This window comes from Pedobacter nototheniae, from assembly GCF_032678625.1.
Taxonomy (GTDB): Bacteria; Bacteroidota; Bacteroidia; order Sphingobacteriales; family Sphingobacteriaceae; genus Pedobacter; species Pedobacter nototheniae_A.
On sequence record NZ_JAVTSO010000001.1, the window covers coordinates 431,044 to 452,497 of the forward strand.

The window sequence follows — 21,454 nt, forward strand, 5'->3', positions numbered from 1 at the left end:
CTTTACAATTTTCTTACGGTTTTTATCATGCACCATACTTGCTTAAAAAATTATGATGCAACATTTTTCACCTTTTAGTGTCTACCTATTAAACAAACTAAACAAATTCCTTATTCATCACATTTTACCGGTTATTCATCACATTTCCTAAAACCTTAAAAAGATCAGCGCTAAATTTAGCTTCCTTTATTAAAAAAAGATACATGAAGAAACTTATACTCTCACTTGCCTTCTGCCTTATTTTCCTTAATTTATTTGCACAAAAAAACGGTAGCATTACCGGTATTTTAGCCGATAGTGCAAATCACAAAACAACCTTAAACTACGCTACGGTTTCAGTTTACAAAGTTGGCGACAGCGTTTTAAATACCTATAAACTTTCTGATGATAAAGGGATTTTTAAAATAAACAGCCTGCAAACCGGAATAAAATACCGCCTGATTGTAACTGCCTGGCAATACGGAACCTATCATAAAGAAGTATTGATTACTGCTGAGCATCCAAATGTTAATCTGGGTACGCTTTACCTGTATGCTAAGGCTAATGATTTAAATGAGGTAACCGTTTCTGCAGAAAGGCCGCCGGTTATAGTACGTAAGGATACGATTGAATTTAATGCCGAATCTTTTAAAACGTTACCATCTGCTGTAGTAGAAGATTTGTTAAAAAAACTACCCGGCGTTCAAATTGCAGCCGATGGATCAATCACGGTAAATGGTAAAACCGTAAGTAAGATTTTAGTTGATGGTAAGGAATTTTTTGGGGGAGACCAACAAATTGCCACTAAAAACCTGCCGGCAAATATTATCGATAAAGTTCAGGTAGTTGATGATAAACAAGCTAAACGACGCGATCCGGATTTGGCAGCCGCCGATATTCCTCAGGTGATAAACCTAAAGCTAAAAAAAGCAATTAAAAAAGGTGCTTTTGGAAAGCTGTACGCTGGTGCTGGGTTTAAAGATCTTTATCAGGCTGGTGGATTAATGAATTTTTTTAGGGATACCACCCAGGTGAGTATTCTTGTTTACACCAACAACATTAACCAGCCAGGCTTTTCGCCTAACGATGTGCGACAAATTGGGGGCTTTAACCGTAGTGGTGTTACCGCTATGCGGGTAAACTCAGGAGGTTCTTTCGAATTTAACGGGATTAGTTTTGGAGGCGCTTATAACGGTGTTCAAACTTCTTCAGGTGGTGGTTTTAATTTCAATACCTTAACCAAAAAAGGGATTAAAATTAACACCCAATACTTTTTTGGCCGTTCTGATAACCTATTGAAACAATTAACCAATACAAACCAAACTTTAGGTACCGATCGGTTAATTACCAATGCCAACGATAATACAAGTGCACTAACCCTTAAGCATAATATAGCTGGTAAAATAGACTGGCAAATAGATTCCTTAACCCAGTTAACCATAGAACCATCTGTGGTATTAAACTCCAACAATTCTGTAAGCAACAACTACTCCATTAATACAAATGGCGCCGGGCAGTTAATTAGCAATCTAAATAATTTAAACGACCGAAATGCATCTACCAACAAATATCAGCTTGTTGCTGACTTAAGTAAGGATTTTAAAAAAACCGGGAGGGCCTTTAATGCCGGTTTTAATGTTTCAACCACCCCTAATTCTCTGGTAAATTACAACAGAAGCAACAGCAACTTTTATATTAATCCATCCACTTCAGAAATAGATCAGTTAAGAAATAATCAGATTGATAACTTCAGGTCATACCTGTATGTAAACTATACTGAACCTATAAGCAAAAAATTAAGTTTAAAAACCGATGTAAACGGAAGCATTATTAATAACGAAAATGCATTAAATACTTTCTACAAAAATCCAGCTAACCAACTATATGATATTGTAATTCCTGATTTAACTCAAACGGTTAAACAGGCAGGCTTTAAAACAAATACCAATTTGAGCCTTATTTACAAAATAACAAAAGATTTTAGTCTGCAGCCAGGTTTAATTTACAACTATATTTTGTTAAACAACCGATTTACCAATACAGCCGATATCGATCAGCGGTATAATTTTATATGGCCAACGTTTCAGCTCAGGTACAAGATACTTCGTTTTACCTATTCGGCCAGGTTTACGGAGCCGGATGTAAATTATTTACAGCCAGTTGCTGATAATACAAACGCATTCTACATCAGAAATGGAAATCCGAACTTATTACCGGCCAGAACCCAGAATTTCAGCATCAATACGTATAAATACGATCCTAAAAATTTAATTAATTATAATTTTTATGGCTATGGTAATTTCACAAAAAACGGTGTAATTACCACAACAACCATTAGCAACGGTGTTCAAACCATAAACCCAATTAACGCCAGTGATATTTACAATTTTAGTGGCGGCGGCAATATTTCAAAAGATTTCAAAAAGGAAAAAAATTCCCTAAAATTGGGTGTAGGGTTCTGGATGAATTTCAATCATTCTCCGGTTATCGTAAACAATATAAAAAGCAATGCAAATGTATTTTACGTTGGACCTAATGGAAGCGCGCGTTTAAACCTGAACGATGTTGTTGAAATTAACCAGTCGTACTCCGTTAGCTTTAACCGCAGCAGGTATCAGGACAGTTTTTACACCAATTTAAGCTATAATACTTACCAAAGCACCTCTGAACTGGTGATTAGATATCCTAAAAAATTGGTTTTCGAAACGAGTTACGCCACAACCTTAAATAGTCAGGATATTAACGGTTATAACAACAACATTAAATTATGGAATGCGGCATTAACTTACCTCTTAATGAAAAATGACCGGTTACAGCTAAAACTTGCGGTAAATGATATTTTGCAAAGTAATGTAAAACGATATGTTCAAATTACAGGCAATAGCGTTATCGATACGCAAAGTAACAGTTTAGGTCGATATGGAATGTTAACCGTTACTTATAACATCCAAAATTTTGGGCAAAAGGTTGGTGGCAGACAAACTTTCTTTAATTTTTAAATATTATACTGCGGTGCGAGGCATTCTTTTAATGTTTAGAGATGCTTCCTGCCTCAGCATGACAAATAATAAATTCAATGCCAGCCTTTGTTTAATAAACCCGACCGGCAGCGATATCCCGATTTTTTCTATCGGGATTAAGCAGAGGGCGGGACTGCATAAGCCAAACGTTACCGGCAATCGTTTCCAAAACAAAAACTAAATTATTGATGTGGAAAGTAAACGTTTTGAGATGCTTCCTGCCTCAGCATGACAAAATTGAAATATAGGGCGCTATTTAATAAACCAAATGCCACCGGCAATCCTTTCCAAAACAAAAACTAAATTATTGATTTGGAAAGCAAAAGGCTTAGAGATGCTTCCTGCCTCAGCATGACAAAATTGAAATATAGGGCGCTATTTAATAAACCAAATGCCACCGGCAATCCTTTCCAAAACATAAAACCAAATTATTGATTTGAAAAGTAAACGTTTTGAGATGCTTCGTGCCTCAGCATGATAAAATTGAAATATAGGGCGCTATTTAATAAACCAATGCCACCGGCAATCCTTTCCAAAACATAAAACTAAATTATTGATTTGAAAAGTAAACGTTTAGAGATGCTTCGTGCCTCAGCATGACAAAATTGAAATATAGGGCGCTATTTAATAAACCAATGCTACCGGCAATCGTTTCCAAAACATAAAATTAAATATTTGATTTAGAAGCAAAAGGCTTAGAGATGCTTCCTGCCTCAGCATCACAAAATTGATTTGGAAAATGAATACCGCTCAGCCATAAAACACTTCTGATATTTTAGATTTCTACACCGCTTATTACAGAAACAAATCTGCCAGCAGTTGATACGATTTTATCCGATCTTCAAAATGCTCGGTAATGGTTACAGCCATCAATTCATCCACGTCATAATCTACAGCCAGTTTTGTAAGTTTTTCTTTAATTACACCTGGTGTTCCATAAATCATTCTTGGTTTATTGGCATTTATTCTATCCTGTTCAGCAAAATTATAAGTTACATTTTTGATGTCATCCCAGCCAACAGAAGTTAAGCCACCACCCTTTTCTAATTGCAAAAAGCGGTACGACATTAAAGCTTCCTGTTGTTTTACTTTCTCCTCATCTTCAGAGCAAAAAACAAAAAAAGCTACATTTTCTACTGGCTTTGGCAAATCAATGGAGGGTTTAAAATGTTCGCGGTAATATTGAACGGCTTGTGGGCCTCCATGCGGATTAATAAAATGTGCAAAAGAAAAACCCATTCCAAAATGAGAAGCAAATAAAGCACTTTGACCACTGCTGCTTAACAGCCATTGCTGTGGTACGGTTTCTGCAACAGGAATGGCTTTAATTTTGGTTTGAATGGTACCTTCCTCAGGTGAATCGTGCAGGTAATTATGCAAATCCTGGAGTTGTACAACAAAATCCTGCTCGCTAAAGTTATTTGAAGGATTAAGCATAGAAGCCGTAATCCGATCGGTTCCGGGTGCTCTTCCCATACCTAAATCTATCCTGCCCGGATGCATTACTTCTAATAAACGAAAGCTCTCTGCAACTTTTAAAGCACTATGATTGGGTAGCATTATTCCTCCAGAACCAATTCTTAAAGTTTTGGTGTGATTTGCTAAATGTGCAATTAAAATTTCGGGCGTTGAGCCGGCTAAACTGGTTGTATTGTGATGTTCGGACACCCAGAAGCGATGAAAACCCAATCGCTCTGTTTCCTGTGCTAATAAAGTGGTTTCTTCTATCGCCCTGCCAGCTGTTACACCTTTTCTTACCGGCGACTGATCTAATACGCTTAATTTAATTTTTGCTGTGCCCATAAACAAATTTATGAGCCTGCTGAATTAAAGTTGTAACGGCTCATCGTTTATGACTTTTAAATTATTGCGCCAGCGTTAATTTGACCAAATATTGATCTTCTCCATCATCAAAGACGAGTTCGCAATCCCAACCGGTTTCTTTAGCAATTGTTTTAATGGTTTCCTCGTCTATATAAAGCCAGTTAAACCAGTTCCCTTTTTCGCCTTTATATTCGTACTGATAGGACACCTCTCCGTAATATTGATTTTGTGGTTTTGGCATATCTTCATACAAATAAGCAATATCCGAAGAGTCGAAAATTAACTGTCCACCGGGGTTTAAAAGCCTTTTAATATCTGCTAAAAAAGTTTTAAAACCTGGTAAAGTTCCGGTTAAACCAATGCCATTCATCAGCATAATAATGCTGTCGAATTTCTCCTGGTAAGTATGAATATCCTGTAAAAGTGCTTTTTTAACACCACGGTCTTTCATAATGCTAACAGCAGCTTCTGACACATCGATGGCGGTTACATCAACATTAAATGCCTGTAAAAGTAAAGCATGGCTACCAACGCCTGCACCAATATCTAAAACCTTCCCTGTGCACAGGTGTAAAGCCTGCAACTCCAGCACAGGCATATCCTCATCATCTCTAAAGAAAAATTCCAGGGGCATTTCTTCAGGTTCACCATAAGAATTGTGCAACCAAAGTATATCGGCTTCGCCGGTTTTATAAATATCGGTTAAAGCTTTACCAAAAACATCCATGGATCAAAGATAAGGAAAATGCAGGACGGGACGGAAAATCTATACGCAGAAAAGATGCCCTTGTATAAAGATCGAACGGTAATTTATCCTGATTTTTTCAGGAACTTAGGGATAGCCTTCCCAATCACAAAAAAATGTTGATACGGATGATAAACCCATACCAACACTTATTATTTTTTTAAATTATTCCAGTTCAAATTCCTGGTGATATTCTGGAATGGCAACATTTTTAAAACCATGGTCTTTTAAGCGTGCTGCAAAATGCTGCTGCACTTCGTATTCGCCATGCACCAAAAATAACTGTTTAACGAGATCAGGATTCTGACCTGATAAAAAATGCAGTAAATCTTCGTAATCGCCATGTGCACTCATCGACTTTATTGACCTTACTTCGGCTTTAACTTCGTAATCTTCACGAAAAATATCTACAACTTTCTGCCCGGCCATTAACCTGCCCCCTAAAGAAGAAGGCTCGCAATAACCAACCATTAAAATGGTATTTTTTTGGTTTCCAATATTATTTTTAATGTGGTGTTTTACCCTTCCCGCTTCAGCCATGCCCGATGCTGAAATAATCACGCAAGGCCTTGGATCTTCGTTTAAGGCCTTTGATTCTTCAACGCTTTCAATAAATTTTAATCCTTTAAAAGCAAACACATCATGATCTACCTTTAAAGTTTCCTTAACGCCATTGTTGTAAACTTCGGGATGGTTTTTTAAAATTTCGGTGGCCTGCGTAGATAGCGGGCTATCCACATAATATGGCACATCTGGCAGTTTATTTTTTAGTTCCAATCCATTTAAGGCATACAAAAGTTCTTGTGTACGCCCAACACTAAATGCAGGAATAATGACCTTGCCTTTTTTCACATTGCAAGTATTGCTGATGATTTGGAGCAGCATATCTTCAATAGGATCTAAGTCTTTATGCAGAGAATCCCCATAAGTAGATTCCATCAGAATATAATCTGCCTGGTCAAATTGTTGAGGACTTTTCAGCAGTAAATCTCCGTAACGGCCAACATCACCACTAAAAGTAATCCGGCTTTGCTTGCCATCCTCTGTAATGGTTAAATGCACTGCTGCACTACCTAAGATATGACCTGCATCTGTAAATTTAAGACGAATACCAAGTTCTATTTCAAAATCTTCTTCATACTCTACAATTTTCATCTGACTTACCGTTTGGGTAACATCGCGATCGGTATAAAGCGGTTCTTCTTTTTTTTCCCCCTGGCGTAAATGCCGGTTTGCATATTCAGCATCCTGCATTTGTATTTTAGCCGAATCCATCATTAAAATTCTGGCTAAATCCATTGTTGCAGAAGTACAGAATATTTTGCCCTTAAAGCCTTCGGCAACCAGCCGAGGCAATAAGCCACAATGATCTATATGCGCATGCGATAAAACCAGGTAATTTACTGTTTCGGGATTAAAGCCAAAATAACCGTTCAGCTTGTCGGTAATGCGCCCCATGCCCTGAAAAAGGCCACAATCTAATAGAATTTGGGTTTCGTTTTTGAGCGTTATTAAATGTTTGCTACCTGTAACTGTACGGGCAGCACCGTGAAAAGCAATCTTCATTTATGGAGGTTAGAAATTATAATTGAATAAAAATGCCGGAAAAATCCGGCATTTTCAATTATTTAAGCTTTTATTTCAGCTATTTTATCTTTAACCTTATCTGCAACATCAGTTGCTTTGCCCGCTAAACCTGCCAACTTATCTTTTGATGAATCCAATAAGTCGCAAAACCAATCAGATACTTTACCTTTTATATCATCTGTAGAATCAGAAGATAAAGCCAAAGCAATTGTTGCACCCAGTGCAGCACCAGCTAATACACCTACTATAATTTTTGTTTCCTTTGTCATAACTTAAATACTTTTATTAATAAACATTAAATTGGCATTGTTGTTTTCTTTAATATTTATAACATAAATCATTCCATTAAATGAAGAGTATATTTTTTATAGATTTGGATAACACCATATACTTTACCAAACCCAACGAGAAACAGCTATTGAGCGGTTTATATAACCTGCTTGAAAAAGAAGACCTGGGCATTTCTAAAGAACAATTCCTGTTGGCTAAAGCCGACATGCTGCGAACGCCTTTTCAAAAAGTGGCAACCAAATTTGGTTTTAAACCTGAAGCCACCGCCCACGCTATAAATTTTTTAATTAATGGAGAAGTTACTGAGCCTTTAACACCATCTGCAGATTATCATTTTATAAAGGCACTAAAAGGAAGAAAGTTTATTGTAACTGCTGGTTTCCTGAAAAAACAAACTACAAAAGTTAAAATGCTGGGTATTGCCGACGATTTTGAAGAAGTTTATGTAGTAGATGCCACCACCTCAAGTGAGAATAAGAAAGATGCATTTAAAACACTAATAAAAAAACACAATTTAAATCCTGCAGATATTTTAGTAATAGGCGATGACGCTGAATCGGAAATAAAATTTGCCTTGGACCTCGGTATAGAAACCTTTCTTTTAGATCCCGGAAACCTTCATCCAAATGCCGAAACGACTTTTAGAGGCAAAGATTTAAGTAACCTCCATAAAGCATCTGGCCAATAACCAAAAAAGTCCCGATTTTCATCGGGACTTTTAAAAATCTATCCTCTTTCACTTCTTGATGGTCTTCCACCTTCTGAACTACTTCTTTCGCCGCCACCACGATTTTGCTGTTGCGGTGGAGCAGATTCAGTTCTGGTTCTTTCCATGCGTTGTTGCTGCTGTTGTTGTTGCTGACGCTGTTGTTGAGCCTGAGCATCACGTTGAGTACGTTGCTGTTGTTCTGCCTGCGAACGTTGTTGCTGTGCCTGAGCATCACGTTGCGCCCGTTGCTGTTGTTCTGCCTGCGAACGTTGTTGCTGTGCCTGGGCATCGCGTTGCGCCCGTTGCTGTTGTTCTGCCTGCGAACGTTGTTGCTGTGCCTGAGCATCACGCTGTGTACGTTGTTGTTGCTGCGCTTCCTGAATTTGCTGACTACGTTGTGCCCGTTGCTGTTCCATTTGTGCATTACGCTCTTGCTGTTGTTGCTGGCCTTGCTGCTGCGAACGTTGCTGTCTTTGTTGTTCCATTTGGGCCGAACGGTCGGTTTGATTGCGTTGTCCGTTTTGGTCAGTTTGTGTACGCTGATCATTACCACGCTCCAAAGCTTGTCTGCTTCTTTGGTTGGCATCACCACCATTTTGTCCAATACGGTCCGTTCTTCCATTAGTGCCCCTGTTAAATACACCACCTCCTGTATTATTATTATCCCCACGGTTTCCGTTTACATCTGTTCTGCTACCTGTTTGAGGGGTACGTCCATCGTTACGCTGACCTAACCTGCTATTATCTCCACCTCTCGATTCACGATTATTATCTGTACCAGCGTTTCTACCGTTTCTGTTAAAACCCGCATTACCTTGCTCAAATTTTCTTGGCGCTGCATTACGGTTATCCGCGTTTCTTTCAGGTCTTGGTCTGTATATCGAAACATCTCTTCCACTTACCCGGCTTGCCCCAGGTCTGCTGCTTTGATCAAATCGGTAAACCCTTACATCGCGGTTTGTAGCTCTCCTGATGTCCTCTATCCTTGGTCCGCCATAATAATTTCTTCTATTATATACGTAAGTGTTGTTTATAATTGTGGTGTTGCGGATGTAAACATTGTTACGTCCGTAATCGTATCTTGGAAAACTATTGATGTAAATATTTCCTTGTGGAATAAAGTTCCAGCAAAACTCTGGCACTGAATATCGACGGCCAAAACTTAAATTAATGTTGATACTCGGTGCCATTGGTGCCCATCCGTAATAACCGTCGCCACTTCTCCAATCTACCCAGGCAGGTCCCCAATTGGTATCTGGCAACCAAATCCATTGTCTGTAACTGTTAATTACCCAACGCCCGTAGTGAAATGGAGCCCAACCCCAATCATAATTAGAAACCCAGGTGTTACCGTATTCGGTCATTGCCCATCTTCCATTTGTATAATATGGTCGAAAATCACTTTGTTCAACATCCGGCCGCCAAACATATCCATATTGTGGATCCTGAATCCAGGTACCATAAGGAGATAGTTCGTCATAAAAAGTTTGCAAAGAAACATTCCCGGTGTTGTATCCGTCGTCCTGGTAGTTGTTCTGATAGTCTTGTGCCCTGACTAAGGTGGTGGTTCCGGCAAGGAGCCCAAAGAGCCCCAGCACAAGTGCCGTAGATTTAAGTGTTTTCATTTGTGTGTTTTATATTAACCTAACATTATGTGTGTATCAATTAGAGAACCAAAAACCCCTAAGGTTTAATATGCTTGCATAGTTTTACCCATTTCCTTTAATTATTGTGTTCTAAAGGCTTTTTAACTTATTTTTAACGTTTTACGTTAAATTTAATTGTGCAGAAAATAAGTCATTTAGAAATAAAATTTGCTACACATCTCTTTACAAAAGAGAAAATACTGTACAATCATTAAACTTTAAAACATAAGTTAGCTAATTTGTAAGTATTTTTGCATCATGCAAAACGGCACCTTATATCTTATTCCTGTACCTCTTGCTGAGGAAGCAGCACATAAAACCTTTACCCCTTACCTGGTTGATACCATTAACCAGATAGACACCTATATTGTTGAAAACAGTAAAACTGCCCGTAGATTTTTAAAAGAAGCTGGATTAAAAACACCTCAAAAGGATTTAATTGTACACGACTATGATAAGCATAGCCGCAATTCGAGTTTAGTTCCATTTTTTAAGGAGCTTTTAGAGGGCAAGGATGTTGGTTTAATGAGCGAGGCCGGATGCCCTGGAATTGCCGATCCGGGCGCAGATATAGTTGCTGAAGCACATAAACGTGGTATTAAAGTGGTGCCTCTGGTTGGGCCGAGTTCCATTCTCCTCGCTTTAATGGCTTCGGGCTTTAACGGACAGAGTTTTACTTTTTGGGGTTACCTGCCAATTGATAAAGAGCAACGCAGTAAACGTATTAAAGACCTTGAATTATCGGGTACGCGTTATAAGCAAACGCAAATGTTTATTGAAACTCCTTTCCGCAACAACCAAATGATGGAAGAGATTTTAAAAAGCTGTAAGCCCAGCACACAACTTTGTGTAGCCTGTAATTTAACTGGCGAAGATGAATTTATTAAAACACAAAGCATTTACAACTGGCGCAAAGAAGAAATTGATTTGCACAAAAAACCTGCAATATTTTTATTAGCATAAGCCATGCAACAGTTAAACTTTCAGATTGACCATAACATTACCCTTGAATTAATTCATGAAGGCCATGCTGAAAGTTTGTTTAGATCAATAGACGAAAATCGAAGTCATTTATCCAGGTTTTTATCGTGGGTAGCGCATATGAAATCTGTTGAGGATGCAAGAAACTACATTAAAACGTGTAATCAGCTGCATAACGAGGCAAAAGAGGTAAGCTTTGTTATTATTGATGCCGGCAAAGTAGTGGGTAGAATTGGCCTTCACCATATTAGCGCTTTAAATAAAACAGCCGCTATAGGCTATTGGCTGGAAGAGCAGGCTGTTGGTAAAGGCATTATCATCAACTCCTGCAAAAAGCTGATCGATTATGGTTTTGATGTTTTGGGATTAAACAGAATCGAAATTAAAGCGGCTACCCAAAACCTAAAAAGCCAGGCCGTACCTCAAAAATTAAATTTTGTAAAAGAAGGCATTTTAAGACAGGCAGAAATTGCAAATAATCAATTCCTTGACTTAATTGTATATTCTATATTAAAAGCAGAATGGATAAACGGCTAATTGTTTATCCATTCTGCTAAAAGGAATAAATATCTTTTCTCACTCCAGCGTTTTTAGCGTAAGAAGCATTAGCTTATCAGCTTTTCTGACGGCTATTTTCAGCCTTTTCGCGCCCAAATGTCTTCCAGATATTTTTAATCATTTATTTTTTCCTTATATTAGTTAATACTAACCGCCTGTTAAACAGGCTATATTAATAACGCTCCTCCTCATGAAAAAATTAATTATTTTCTTATCGGCAATGGTTTTTCTGACCGCCTGCGAAAACACCAGACAACAAGCTATGGATACGACTAAAAATGAAGACTTAATTAAACAATATTTCGCCCATTTTAACAAGCACGACTGGAATAAAATGGCGGAAATGTATACAGATACCGCCGAATTTAAAGATCCATCCCTTGGCCAGGGGATTATTAAACAAACCAGGGCACAAATCATTAAAAAGTACCAGGAGTTAAGTACCACTTTTCCTGATGTAAAAGATAAAGTACTTAATATTTACGCTTCAGGCGATAAACATATTATTGTTGAATTTCTATCTTCAGGAACGGCTCCAGATCATTCGAAATTTGAACTGCCTATTTGTACCATTTTCACCATCGAAAATGGCTTGATTGTTCAGGATTTTACTTATTACGATAATTTTAAGGAATAGTCATCTTGCAAGGCCAACCCGTTTTAGTATTTAGCTTAGTTAGGGCCATTGCAACCGTAATTTAACGGTACATTCCTTTTCCTTCGATAAAATCAACAACTTTATCGGGCAGGAAAAATCGGACATTCCTTTTTTCTTTAACGGATTTTCTGATGAATGTGGACGAAATTTCCATTAATGGCGTTTTGGTAAAAGTTATGGAAGGGTGATCTTCCCATTCGCCAACATTGGCACCAGGGCGTGGATAAACAAAAATCTGATAATTTTTAAGCAGCACTTCGTAATTTTTCCACTTCTTAAACGACACTAAATTATCAGCGCCCATGATTAGTACAAATTCCTTTTCAGGATATTTTTCATGAAGGTAAGTAAGGGTATCAATTGTATATGAAGGTTGTGGCAAAGCGAATTCAATATCACTAACCCTAATATTCTCTGCATTTTCAGTTGCCAGTTTTGCCATCTCCAAACGATCGTACATGTTGGTTAAGGCACTTTTATCTTTTAGCGGATTATGCGGGGAAACAACCAGCCAAACTTCATCAAGCTCAGTGTGGTTGGCCATATAATTGGCAATAATTAAATGTCCGGTATGAATTGGGTTATATGAACCGAAGAAGAGTCCGGTTTTCAGTTGGCGGTTTTCAGCTGGCATTTTGTGGCTTTTATGATCCGCCATTGCGCGCCTGGGTTGAGGAAGCCGAAGCAATCTAATCGGCTAAAAAGATTGCTTCGCTCTACTTTATCGCTGCAGTTCGCAATGACTGTTTATTTTTTTAAGAAATCCCTTACCAATTGCTCGGCTTCTGCACAGGCAGTTGCCAAATCGTAGTTTTTTAAGATTACATCAAATTTATCCGCATAAAGAAGCTCTTTTTCGGCCTTTATAAAACGTTCCTGTAATTTTTCCTGGCTATCAGTGCCTCTACCACTTAAACGTTCTTTAAGAACCTCTAAAGATGGTGGCTGTACAAAAATAGCTAAAGCATCTTCTTCATATTTTCTTTTTAAACGAATACCACCCTCTACATCGATGTCAAAAATCACATGTTTTCCTTCGTTCCAGATGCGTTCAATTTCTGAACGCAAGGTTCCGTAAAACGTTCCATTGTAAACCTCTTCAAACTCTACAAATTCCTGACGGGCAACTTTATGCAAAAACTCTTCCTTACTGATAAAGTAGTAATCGTTTTCGTGTGTTTCTGCACCTCTTAACTCCCGCGTGGTTGCGGATATAGAAAAGCTCAGGTCAGGAAACTTTTTTAATAAATGATGTACAATTGTGGTTTTACCTGCTCCTGATGGCGCTGAAAATATAATTAATTTGCCCTGCATTCTTTAAATATGGAAGGTTGGAAAGTTAAAGGTTGAGCGTTGCCGTATAGCAACATTTCAACTATTAAACCTTACAACACGTTTAATAGTTGTTCTTTAATTTTTTCTAATTCTTCTTTCATGCCCACCACATACTGTTGCATTTGTGCATCATTTGCTTTTGCACCCATGGTGTTTATTTCGCGTCCTATTTCCTGTGAAATAAAACCTAATTTTTTCCCATTTGCCTCTTTACTTGTTAAAGTTTGCAAAAAGTAGTCGCAATGGCTCTTTAAACGGGTTTTTTCTTCTGTGATGTCGATTTTATCGATATAGTAAATCAATTCCTGCTCAAAACGATTCTGATCGATGTTAACTTTACCAACGGCATCATCTAAAAACTGACTGAATTTTTCGCGGATAGCGCTTAACCGTCTCGGTTCAAGGGCTTCAACCGACTTAAAGTAGGAAAGTATATTTTTAATCCTCAACTCCAGATCGGTTTTTAAAACCTTTCCTTCATCTTCTCTAAATTTATTAAAATTGGTCAGTGCTTCTGTAAAAATCTGATATAAATGATTCCATTCATCTTCACTAACACTTTCCTCTTTGTAATTAATTACATCAGGAAAAGTTAATGCTGTTTGCAATAAATTACTGCTATTCGCATTTAATTCATCATTAACTGTCATTAACTGGTTATAGTAATGAGCAAGCAAGGCCGTATTGATGGTAGCCCCTGTAACTTCAGCTGCAGAACGTTCTACATTAATGCTTAAAGCAACTTTTCCGCGTTCAATGTCTTTACTACAAACATTGCGGATAATAATCTCTTTATCAGAAAAGGCTTTAGGATATTTTAAATTTAGCTCCAGAAATTTACTGTTGAGCGATTTTATTTCGACACTATATTTTGCATTAGCATAGTCGGCTGTTGCCAGGCCGTATCCTGTCATGGATTTAATCATGTGCAAAGATAGAAAATTTACTTTACAGTTTTTATAATTCCCTCATTGTGACACTGGCTTGAGTAAATCAAGGATGGAATTGTAAGTCTTTTCCTTAAGCATTTCGAGATCTTCTGCCACCAAACCTTTTACTTCTATTACCTCCGCAAATTTAGTATTTACAATTCCAGGGTTAAACATTAACGGATCTGTTCGGGGCAAATGCTTTTTGCTGTTCAAAATGGCAAATGGTAAAATAGGCGTCTGCGTTTCAATAGCCAGTCGAAATGCGCCGTCAAAAAAAGGATTTAAATGGGCCATACCTTTATTCATGGTTCCCTCAGGAAATATCAATATCGATTGCCCATCGGCAAGGTCTTTTCTAAGTTCTGCCACAGAAAGATCGCGGCTTTCGCGGCTACTTCGGTCTATTACAACAACCAATCTTCTATAAATCCAGCCAAATACGGGCACTTTAAGCATTTCGATCTTACCCAGCGGACTAAATGCTTGCGGAATGGAAATAACAATGGCTATGGCATCTAAAAAAGAACTATGATTGCCAACATAAATATAAGATCTCGAGGTGTCAATTTTATGTTTAGACTGGCTTTTAAACCATAAAAAAGTAAATATGCTAAAGCTCCAGGCCCAAAATTTCAGGAAAATAAACGAAACATTTTTGCCTGGTTTTTCTTTTAAAACTGTGGTTGCTAAAATTATAAAGGGGAAAACCAGGATCATAAGCGCAAAAAACAGGAGCGCCGAATACAATAAATAAGTCGCTCCAACAAGCTTTTGCATTTGCATTAACGTTTTTTTAACAGTTTACTTGGTTAACAATTGCTAATTTTACAAAAAATATTTCATACAGGATGAAAGCTAATCATTTGCCTTTTCTGATTTTATTTCCGTTCCTGTTTATATGTTCTTTAAGTTATGCCCAGGAGTTTACTCTAAAAGGGGCAATTTTTGAAAAAGGCACAAAAATTAGGATTGCGTTGGCAGAAATTACCAATAAACGTACAAAAGTTGCTGTTGGCAGCAATGATTTGGGCCTGTTCCAGATTAAAGCAATATCAGGCGATACCTTACTTTTTAAAAAAAGGAATTTTCTTAACCAGGCTATTGTGCTTCTTGGCACCAGCGAGGTTATTGTAACCCTAATTAGAGAAAGTAATGAACTTAGCGAGGTAACTATTGTTGGACAAACCAGGAAACAAGAATTGCAGGAAATTCAAAGGGAATTTAAAAGACAAGGCTCGTTTTATGCAGGTAAACCTCCATTGGCACTATTAAATCCGTTTGGAGGAAGTCCGATTACTTTTTTTTACGAGCTTTTTGGTAAAACTCCCCGCAAGGCCAGGCGTTTTAATAAATATTATAACGCCGAAATAAAACAAATGCAGGTAGATCAGTATTTTAATAAAACAATAATCAGCAACAATACGGATTTGAAGGGCGAAGATTTAAATAAATTTATGCTCGATTATACCCCTGCTTATGAGAAAGTTCAGAAATGGACAAATTACGATGCAGTAAAATACATTAAGGAATCAGCAAAGAAGTATACAGATACACTTAAAAAGCCTGCAAAAATTTAAAATATGAAAAGAATTACCTTAGCCGCTATACTGATATTAATTTGCTGCACTGCTGTTTTAAACTTAAAAGCGCAGGATCTTCTGGTTAAAGGGGTGATTATTGAGAAGGGAACCAAAGTTAGGATTGCACTGGCAGAAATTACCAACAAACGTACCGGACTTGGCGTGGGCAGTAATGACCTTGGTCTTTTTCAAATTAAAGCCAATGTTGGGGACACACTTTTAATCACTAAAAGAGATTTAACTGACCAGCAGATTATTGTTCATGGCCCGCAGGATATTATCGTTTACCTGGTAAGGGCAAGCACAATGCTTGATGAGGTTACCATCAGGGGAAATACAAAGAAACAAGATCTTGATGAGATTAAACGCGAATTTAAAAACAAAGGGGTTTATAATGGCGGCAAATCATCAATTTTATCTTCCATTTTCAATCCGCTTAATGGTTTGTACAACTTAGTTGGTAAAGACCCGAAAAATGCCCGAAGATTTGGCCGTTATGCAGATAATGAAATTAAACAAAGCCAGATTGATCAGTATTTTAACGGAACAATTATTCAGAACAATACAACTTTAAGAGGACAGGAACTGGAAAATTACATGTTAAACTACCGCCCGTCATTTGATAAGGCTCAATATTGGAATAGCTATGATTACATTAAGTACATCAAAGAATCTTCAAAAAAATATTTAGATAGTTTGGGGAAAGGAAAATAGATTTGTAATCTAAACCCTTGAAGGGTTTAACCTCAACTTTAAGGGTTATTAAATTAAATACTCAAGGATTCGCAGGCTTTTTCTGCTGCTAATTTTTCAGCATTTTTCTTATTGTAATCGCGGCCCATACCAAAAGTTTCGCCATCTACCACTGCATTAATGGTAAATAACTTGGCACTTTCTCCTTCACCATTTTCGGTTAATTCGAACATTACGTCTTTCCCGTGGCGTTGGCACCATTCAATTAATTTGCTTTTAAAATTGGTTTCGGTAAGTTCAAGGGTGTGAATATCAATATGAGGTTTCACAATTCTGCGCAGTAAAAACTCCTTCGTGAAATTATAGCCCTTATCCAGATAAATAGCGCCTATAATCGCTTCAAAAGCATCGCCTAACATAGAATTATGCTTGGTTTGAATGCTTACTGAGCGTTGGTCGAACTGAATTAATTTATCGAAGCCTATTTTTTTGGCAAGCTGGTTCAGATTGGCCCGGTTAACGATTTTCGATCGCATTTCGGTTAAAAAGCCCTCTTCCTTGTACGGATAGTGTTTAAAAAGTAATTCTGCAATTACAGAACCCAAAACAGCATCACCTAAAAACTCTAAGCGTTCGTTGCTGCTCCGGCTTCCATTTTTCAAAACTTTAGCCATTGACCGGTGCCTGAACGCCATTTTATACAGCGTAACATTGCCTGGAACAAAACCTAAAATATTTTTCAGCTTTTTAACAAACTCCTTTTCGGGAGAAAGATAAAGTTTATATAATCTTAATATCGGCATTAAATAAATAACACAATTAACGGCTAATCAGCATATTTAACTAAGTTATCCATTTTTAACCAGCATCCAAAATTATATAACAAGACTGTTTAATTTTAATCTTCGTACTTCTTGAAAATCACTGAAGCATTGTGACCACCAAAACCAAAAGTATTACTTAAAGCAGCTCTAACTGTACGTTTTTGAGCTTTATTAAAGGTAAAATTCAATTTAGGATCAAAAGCAGGATCATCTGTAAAGTGGTTTATTGTTGGAGGAACAATATCATTTTGTACAGAAAGAATTGCTGCAATAGCTTCAATAGCCCCAGCTGCCCCTAAAAGGTGGCCAGTCATTGATTTTGTTGAACTGATGTTTAGTTTATAAGCATCTTCACCGAATAAATCAGCAATGGCCTTGGTTTCGCTAATGTCACCAAGTGGTGTAGAAGTTCCGTGAACATTAATGTAATCTATATCAGAAGTACTTAATCCTGCATCTTTCAGGGCATTGGTCATAACCATTCTGGCACCTAAACCTTCGGGATGTGGCGCTGTAATGTGATTAGCATCAGCACTCATTCCACCACCAACAAGCTCTGCATAAATTTTTGCACCTCTTGCTTTGGCGTGTTCAAGTTCTTCCAGGATAATTGTACCGGCACCTTCACCTGCAACAAAACCATCACGGTCTTTATCAAAAGGACGAGACGCTGTAGAAGGATCATCATTTCGCGTAGATAATGCATGCATGGCATTAAAACCACCCATTCCGGCTTCGTTAATGATTGCTTCAGAACCGCCGCTAATGATTACATCTGCCATACCCAAACGGATATAGTTAAATGCATCAATCATAGCGTTTGTTGAAGAAGCACATGCCGAAACCGTTGCAAAATTTGGCCCGCGTAAGCCATACTTGATCGAGATATGCCCTGGAGCGATATCAATAATCATTTTAGGAATAAAAAACGGATTGTACCGTGGGGTACCGTCTCCTTTGGCAAAATTGGTCACCTCATCTAAAAAGGTTTTCAATCCGCCTATGCCTGCGCCCCAAATTACACCGATCCGGTTAGTATCTAATTTTGAAAAATCAAATCCACCATCCTTTACGGCTTCGTCTGTTGCGACTAAAGCATATTGTACAAAAGGATCAAGCTTACGGGCTTCCTTTTTTTCCAAAAAATCTTCTGGATTGAAGTTTTTTACCTCGCAAGCGAATTTGGTTTTGAACTTCTCAGTGTCAAAACCCTTAATAGGAGCAGCGCCACTCACCCCGTTAGTCAATCCTTCCCAAAAATCAGGAACATTATTGCCTATAGGAGTGAGCGCACCCAACCCTGTTACTACTACTCTTTTTAATCCCATTTATACTGAAAGCGTGTTTCTTACTTAACGTTTTTTTCCAAATAAGCGATTGCCTGACCAACAGTACCGATGGTTTCAGCCTGATCATCAGGAATAGCTACATTAAATTCTTTTTCAAATTCCATAATCAATTCTACGGTATCTAAAGAATCTGCACCCAAATCGTTAGTGAATGAAGCCTCTGGCGTAACTTCACTTTCGTCAACACCTAGTTTTTCTACGATAATAGCCTTAACTCTTGAAGCAATATCAGACATAATTTTATAATTTAATGGTTAAATAATTCTGTGCAAAGAAAAATAAATTCTTACAATTTTCAAATGTTTTTATTTCGACACTTCATTTCGGTATCCAAATAACAAGGCGAATATAGAATTAGTTTTTTAATTTTGCCCTGTTAATAATTTATTTTGCTTTGAATAAAACTTATCTAAAGTTAACCTTAGACCTTGATTTTATACTAATTGCGATCACCGCACCCCTAAAAGACTATGTGCTATGCCACAAAATTAATACGAGGTTAGGTACGCAATTTGAAAAAGTTGAAGACCACGAAATTTTTTTTAATATTGACGAACCAGCCTGGTTTTTTTCGAAATATTACTTTTTTGTGGAGCAGGGTGAGGTGGAATATTACCTTTTAAGTAACAAAAGTAGCGACGGTTTATTAGTGCCTGAAATGAGTAATGTAGACTTTTTTATCATTATCCGGGAGTTTATAGATAAAGAAGATCTTAATTATTTAATAAATGGATTAAACAAACTGCCTGATATACAAGTAGCTGCAAGAATAGAACCTACCAAACTTAAAAGCAAAGAGAATTTGGTAATATAAAAATTATATACTTGGTGTATTAAATACACTATATTTGAGGGTTATAAAAGAACAAAACAATAAATACATAAAAATTGATGCAGTTTAATTAATTTAGATAATTAATTAGCGTTATCGAAACTGCATTGTTAAAATCAATTAATAAATGAAACCTTTTCATTCAAGAACTAAAATTGTTGCCACTCTTGGGCCTGCCTCCGCTAAACCAGAAGTTTTATATAGTATGTTTAATGCCGGACTGGATGTTTGCCGTTTAAACTTTTCACACGGTTCACAGGCAGATCATCAGGCAGTTTTAGATACAATCCGCGATCTAAATAAAAAATACGATTATAATGTAGGCATCCTTGCCGATTTACAAGGCCCTAAAATCCGTATTGGTTTAGTAAAAGAAGGTGGTATCAACCTGATTAATGGCAAAACAACCGTTATTACCACAAACGAATGTATTGGTAATGAGGAGCGTATTTACATCACATACCAAAACTTCCCGAAAGATGTTCAGGCAGGTGAAATTATTCTTTTGGATGATGGAAAACTACAAATGAAAGTTTTAGAAACCAACTTAAAAGATGAGGTGGTTTGTGAAATTGTTCATGGTGGTATTTTAACTTCAAGAAAAGGAGTAAATCTTCCAAATACTAAAGTCTCTATTCCTTCATTAACACCAGAAGATCGTGAAAACTTAGAATTTGTTCTTCAAAATGATGTAGAATGGATTGGTTTATCTTTCGTTCGTAAGGCTGAAGATATCATAGAACTTAAAAAAATAATCGCTGAACGCGGCAAAACTGCCCGTGTAATTGCCAAAATTGAAAAACCGGAAGCCATTGCCAATATAGACGAAATTATCGCTGTAACTGATGGTATTATGGTTGCCCGTGGCGATTTGGGTGTTGAATGTCCGATGGAAGAAGTTCCATTGTTACAAAAAATGATTGTTGCTAAATGTAGGGCAGCTTCAAAACCTGTAATTATTGCAACACAGATGCTGGAAAGTATGATCACTACGCCCCGCCCAACGCGTGCTGAGGTGAATGATGTAGCCAACTCTGTTTTGGATGGTGCTGATGCGGTAATGTTAAGTGGCGAAACTTCAGTTGGAGAATTTCCATTAATCGTTATCGAAACGATGCAAAAAATCATTCAGAATATTGAGGTAAACAACTACCCGTTTAACCCTGATAAGTTTTTGAAACCAAAATCACCATCTTTTTTAAGTGATGCGATTTGCGATTCGGCTTGCTTTTTAGCGAAACAAACCAATGCTGTTGGTATTGTTTCCATGACGTTAAGTGGTTATACGGCTTTTGAAATTTCAAGTCACCGCCCTGAAGCTTTAACTTTTATTTTTACAAGTAACAGAGCCTTATTAAATACCGTGAGTTTACTTTGGGGTGTTAGAGGTTTCTTCTATGATAAATTTGAAAGCACTGATAATACCATTATTGAGGTTAACGAATTCTTAAAAAGCAAAAAACTGGTTAAACAAGGCGATATTATCATCAATACCGCTGCTATTCCGATGGAAGTTAAAGGCAAAACCAATATGTTAAAAATCACTGTAATAGACTAATAAGAGTTTATTGCAAATTAAAATAGAAGCCCTTAACATTTTTTGTTGAGGGCTTTGTTGTTTAAGCGATATAAAATTATATTTTTGCAACCCACAATCGGAGAGGTGTCAGAGTGGTCGATCGAGCACGCTTGGAAAGCGTGTGTACTGCAAGGTACCGCGGGTTCGAATCCCGCCCTCTCCGCTCCTTACTAAACCACAAAGCCCGGCAATTGCCGGGCTTTGTGGTTTACAATCTTTTTCAAGCCGGAATTTCATGTAATTCTCTCCCTTTAACCAAACACACACTTTACTCACTGCCAGCAGTTTACCTGAAAATAATTACTTAAACGTAATGGATACAAGTCTAAAAA

General features: G+C 37.4%; 21 protein-coding genes and 1 tRNA gene. 10 read left to right on the plus strand and 12 right to left on the minus strand.

Going from position 1 to position 21,454, the window contains the following annotated elements; genetic code table 11:
• Positions 1-203 precede the first annotated feature (203 nt).
• Entirely contained in the window at positions 204-2,978 is a 2,775-nt protein-coding gene (locus tag R2Q77_RS01950; protein WP_316802030.1) for an outer membrane beta-barrel protein, read from the plus strand.
• 816 nt (positions 2,979-3,794) lie between these two features.
• Here R2Q77_RS01950 and R2Q77_RS01955 read toward each other — a convergent pair.
• The 4 genes from R2Q77_RS01955 to R2Q77_RS01970 all read right to left on the minus strand — a co-directional run bounded on the left by R2Q77_RS01955 (position 3,795) and on the right by R2Q77_RS01970 (position 7,424).
• Positions 3,795-4,802: an LLM class flavin-dependent oxidoreductase gene (locus R2Q77_RS01955; RefSeq protein ID WP_316802031.1), complete on the minus strand. Its 1,008-nt coding sequence runs from the start codon at positions 4,800-4,802 to the stop codon at positions 3,795-3,797.
• A gap of 61 nt (positions 4,803-4,863) precedes the next feature.
• A complete protein-coding gene (locus R2Q77_RS01960) occupies positions 4,864-5,550 on the minus strand; it encodes a class I SAM-dependent methyltransferase (RefSeq protein ID WP_316802032.1) in 687 nt (228 codons plus the stop codon).
• 183 nt (positions 5,551-5,733) lie between these two features.
• Positions 5,734-7,134, minus strand: coding sequence for an MBL fold metallo-hydrolase (locus R2Q77_RS01965; protein WP_316802033.1), 1,401 nt, complete (start codon positions 7,132-7,134; stop codon positions 5,734-5,736).
• A gap of 62 nt (positions 7,135-7,196) precedes the next feature.
• Positions 7,197-7,424, minus strand: coding sequence for a YtxH domain-containing protein (locus R2Q77_RS01970; RefSeq protein ID WP_316802034.1), 228 nt, complete (start codon positions 7,422-7,424; stop codon positions 7,197-7,199).
• Positions 7,425-7,504: 80 nt separating this feature from the next.
• Between R2Q77_RS01970 and R2Q77_RS01975 the strand changes: the two genes are divergently transcribed.
• A complete protein-coding gene (locus tag R2Q77_RS01975; protein WP_316802035.1) occupies positions 7,505-8,134 on the plus strand; it encodes an HAD family hydrolase in 630 nt (209 codons plus the stop codon).
• A 38-nt stretch (positions 8,135-8,172) separates the two neighbouring features.
• Here R2Q77_RS01975 and R2Q77_RS01980 read toward each other — a convergent pair whose 3' ends face one another.
• Positions 8,173-9,780: a DUF6600 domain-containing protein gene (locus tag R2Q77_RS01980; RefSeq protein ID WP_316802036.1), complete on the minus strand. Its 1,608-nt coding sequence runs from the start codon at positions 9,778-9,780 to the stop codon at positions 8,173-8,175.
• 279 nt (positions 9,781-10,059) lie between these two features.
• Here R2Q77_RS01980 and R2Q77_RS01985 point away from each other — a divergent pair, with 279 nt between their 5' ends.
• The 3 genes from R2Q77_RS01985 (at position 10,060) to R2Q77_RS01995 (ending at position 11,977) form a co-directional block, all read left to right on the plus strand.
• Entirely contained in the window at positions 10,060-10,764 is a 705-nt protein-coding gene (locus tag R2Q77_RS01985) for an SAM-dependent methyltransferase (RefSeq protein ID WP_316802037.1), read from the plus strand.
• Between the two features lie 3 nt (positions 10,765-10,767).
• Positions 10,768-11,319, plus strand: coding sequence for a GNAT family protein (locus tag R2Q77_RS01990; protein WP_316802038.1), 552 nt, complete (start codon positions 10,768-10,770; stop codon positions 11,317-11,319).
• Positions 11,320-11,530: 211 nt separating this feature from the next.
• Positions 11,531-11,977, plus strand: coding sequence for a nuclear transport factor 2 family protein (locus R2Q77_RS01995; protein WP_316802039.1), 447 nt, complete (start codon positions 11,531-11,533; stop codon positions 11,975-11,977).
• A gap of 61 nt (positions 11,978-12,038) precedes the next feature.
• Here R2Q77_RS01995 and nadD read toward each other — a convergent pair whose 3' ends face one another.
• The 4 genes from nadD to R2Q77_RS02015 form a co-directional block, all read right to left on the minus strand.
• On the minus strand, positions 12,039-12,656 hold the full coding sequence (gene nadD / locus R2Q77_RS02000; RefSeq protein WP_316802040.1) for a nicotinate (nicotinamide) nucleotide adenylyltransferase: 618 nt from the start codon (positions 12,654-12,656) through the stop codon (positions 12,039-12,041).
• 89 nt (positions 12,657-12,745) lie between these two features.
• A complete protein-coding gene (gene gmk, locus R2Q77_RS02005; RefSeq protein WP_316802041.1) occupies positions 12,746-13,312 on the minus strand; it encodes a guanylate kinase in 567 nt (188 codons plus the stop codon).
• Between the two features lie 71 nt (positions 13,313-13,383).
• Entirely contained in the window at positions 13,384-14,247 is an 864-nt protein-coding gene (locus R2Q77_RS02010; RefSeq protein ID WP_316802042.1) for a YicC/YloC family endoribonuclease, read from the minus strand.
• Between the two features lie 54 nt (positions 14,248-14,301).
• Positions 14,302-15,042, minus strand: a complete 741-nt coding sequence (locus tag R2Q77_RS02015) for a lysophospholipid acyltransferase family protein (protein WP_316802043.1) — start codon at positions 15,040-15,042, stop codon at positions 14,302-14,304.
• Positions 15,043-15,113: 71 nt separating this feature from the next.
• On the opposite strand from R2Q77_RS02015, the gene R2Q77_RS02020 reads away from it, so the two are divergent.
• Positions 15,114-15,842, plus strand: coding sequence for a hypothetical protein (locus R2Q77_RS02020; protein ID WP_316802044.1), 729 nt, complete (start codon positions 15,114-15,116; stop codon positions 15,840-15,842).
• A gap of 3 nt (positions 15,843-15,845) precedes the next feature.
• Positions 15,846-16,559: a hypothetical protein gene (locus R2Q77_RS02025; RefSeq protein ID WP_316802045.1), complete on the plus strand. Its 714-nt coding sequence runs from the start codon at positions 15,846-15,848 to the stop codon at positions 16,557-16,559.
• Positions 16,560-16,612: 53 nt separating this feature from the next.
• Here the strand turns inward: R2Q77_RS02025 and rnc are convergent, their stop codons facing one another.
• The 3 genes from rnc to R2Q77_RS02040 form a co-directional block, all read right to left on the minus strand.
• Complete coding sequence (gene rnc, locus R2Q77_RS02030) at positions 16,613-17,341, minus strand: ribonuclease III (RefSeq protein WP_316802046.1); 729 nt, start codon at positions 17,339-17,341, stop codon at positions 16,613-16,615.
• A gap of 95 nt (positions 17,342-17,436) precedes the next feature.
• The gene (gene fabF, locus R2Q77_RS02035; RefSeq protein WP_131536411.1) at positions 17,437-18,690 is read right to left on the minus strand and encodes a beta-ketoacyl-ACP synthase II; all 1,254 of its coding nucleotides are present in this window, start codon (positions 18,688-18,690) and stop codon (positions 17,437-17,439) included.
• A gap of 20 nt (positions 18,691-18,710) precedes the next feature.
• Positions 18,711-18,947, minus strand: coding sequence for an acyl carrier protein (locus tag R2Q77_RS02040; RefSeq protein ID WP_008508386.1), 237 nt, complete (start codon positions 18,945-18,947; stop codon positions 18,711-18,713).
• Positions 18,948-19,105: 158 nt separating this feature from the next.
• On the opposite strand from R2Q77_RS02040, the gene R2Q77_RS02045 reads away from it, so the two are divergent.
• The 3 genes from R2Q77_RS02045 to R2Q77_RS02055 all read left to right on the plus strand — a co-directional run bounded on the left by R2Q77_RS02045 (position 19,106) and on the right by R2Q77_RS02055 (position 21,285).
• Positions 19,106-19,525, plus strand: a complete 420-nt coding sequence (locus R2Q77_RS02045) for an IPExxxVDY family protein (RefSeq protein WP_316802047.1) — start codon at positions 19,106-19,108, stop codon at positions 19,523-19,525.
• Between the two features lie 145 nt (positions 19,526-19,670).
• Entirely contained in the window at positions 19,671-21,101 is a 1,431-nt protein-coding gene (pyk, locus tag R2Q77_RS02050; RefSeq protein WP_316802048.1) for a pyruvate kinase, read from the plus strand.
• A gap of 99 nt (positions 21,102-21,200) precedes the next feature.
• Positions 21,201-21,285 (plus strand) — tRNA-Ser (locus R2Q77_RS02055).
• The last annotated feature ends 169 nt before the right edge of the window (positions 21,286-21,454 follow it).

What these genes read in the sequence shown, in the direction of transcription:
- R2Q77_RS01980 (WP_316802036.1), bottom strand. Translation starts at nt 9,780, where the DNA reads ATGAAAACACTTAAATCTACGGCACTTGTGCTGGGGCTCTTTGGGCTC.
- R2Q77_RS01975 (WP_316802035.1), top strand. Translation starts at nt 7,505, where the DNA reads ATGAAGAGTATATTTTTTATAGATTTGGATAACACCATATACTTTACC.
- R2Q77_RS01960 (WP_316802032.1), bottom strand. Translation starts at nt 5,550, where the DNA reads ATGGATGTTTTTGGTAAAGCTTTAACCGATATTTATAAAACCGGCGAA.
- R2Q77_RS01995 (WP_316802039.1), top strand. Translation starts at nt 11,531, where the DNA reads ATGAAAAAATTAATTATTTTCTTATCGGCAATGGTTTTTCTGACCGCC.
- R2Q77_RS01990 (WP_316802038.1), top strand. Translation starts at nt 10,768, where the DNA reads ATGCAACAGTTAAACTTTCAGATTGACCATAACATTACCCTTGAATTA.
- pyk (WP_316802048.1), top strand. Translation starts at nt 19,671, where the DNA reads ATGAAACCTTTTCATTCAAGAACTAAAATTGTTGCCACTCTTGGGCCT.
- R2Q77_RS01985 (WP_316802037.1), top strand. Translation starts at nt 10,060, where the DNA reads ATGCAAAACGGCACCTTATATCTTATTCCTGTACCTCTTGCTGAGGAA.
- R2Q77_RS01970 (WP_316802034.1), bottom strand. Translation starts at nt 7,424, where the DNA reads ATGACAAAGGAAACAAAAATTATAGTAGGTGTATTAGCTGGTGCTGCA.
- nadD (WP_316802040.1), bottom strand. Translation starts at nt 12,656, where the DNA reads ATGGCGGATCATAAAAGCCACAAAATGCCAGCTGAAAACCGCCAACTG.
- R2Q77_RS01965 (WP_316802033.1), bottom strand. Translation starts at nt 7,134, where the DNA reads ATGAAGATTGCTTTTCACGGTGCTGCCCGTACAGTTACAGGTAGCAAA.
- fabF (WP_131536411.1), bottom strand. Translation starts at nt 18,690, where the DNA reads ATGGGATTAAAAAGAGTAGTAGTAACAGGGTTGGGTGCGCTCACTCCT.
- R2Q77_RS01950 (WP_316802030.1), top strand. Translation starts at nt 204, where the DNA reads ATGAAGAAACTTATACTCTCACTTGCCTTCTGCCTTATTTTCCTTAAT.
- R2Q77_RS02020 (WP_316802044.1), top strand. Translation starts at nt 15,114, where the DNA reads ATGAAAGCTAATCATTTGCCTTTTCTGATTTTATTTCCGTTCCTGTTT.
- rnc (WP_316802046.1), bottom strand. Translation starts at nt 17,341, where the DNA reads ATGCCGATATTAAGATTATATAAACTTTATCTTTCTCCCGAAAAGGAG.
- gmk (WP_316802041.1), bottom strand. Translation starts at nt 13,312, where the DNA reads ATGCAGGGCAAATTAATTATATTTTCAGCGCCATCAGGAGCAGGTAAA.
- R2Q77_RS02015 (WP_316802043.1), bottom strand. Translation starts at nt 15,042, where the DNA reads ATGCAAAAGCTTGTTGGAGCGACTTATTTATTGTATTCGGCGCTCCTG.
- R2Q77_RS01955 (WP_316802031.1), bottom strand. Translation starts at nt 4,802, where the DNA reads ATGGGCACAGCAAAAATTAAATTAAGCGTATTAGATCAGTCGCCGGTA.
- R2Q77_RS02025 (WP_316802045.1), top strand. Translation starts at nt 15,846, where the DNA reads ATGAAAAGAATTACCTTAGCCGCTATACTGATATTAATTTGCTGCACT.
- R2Q77_RS02040 (WP_008508386.1), bottom strand. Translation starts at nt 18,947, where the DNA reads ATGTCTGATATTGCTTCAAGAGTTAAGGCTATTATCGTAGAAAAACTA.
- R2Q77_RS02010 (WP_316802042.1), bottom strand. Translation starts at nt 14,247, where the DNA reads ATGACAGGATACGGCCTGGCAACAGCCGACTATGCTAATGCAAAATAT.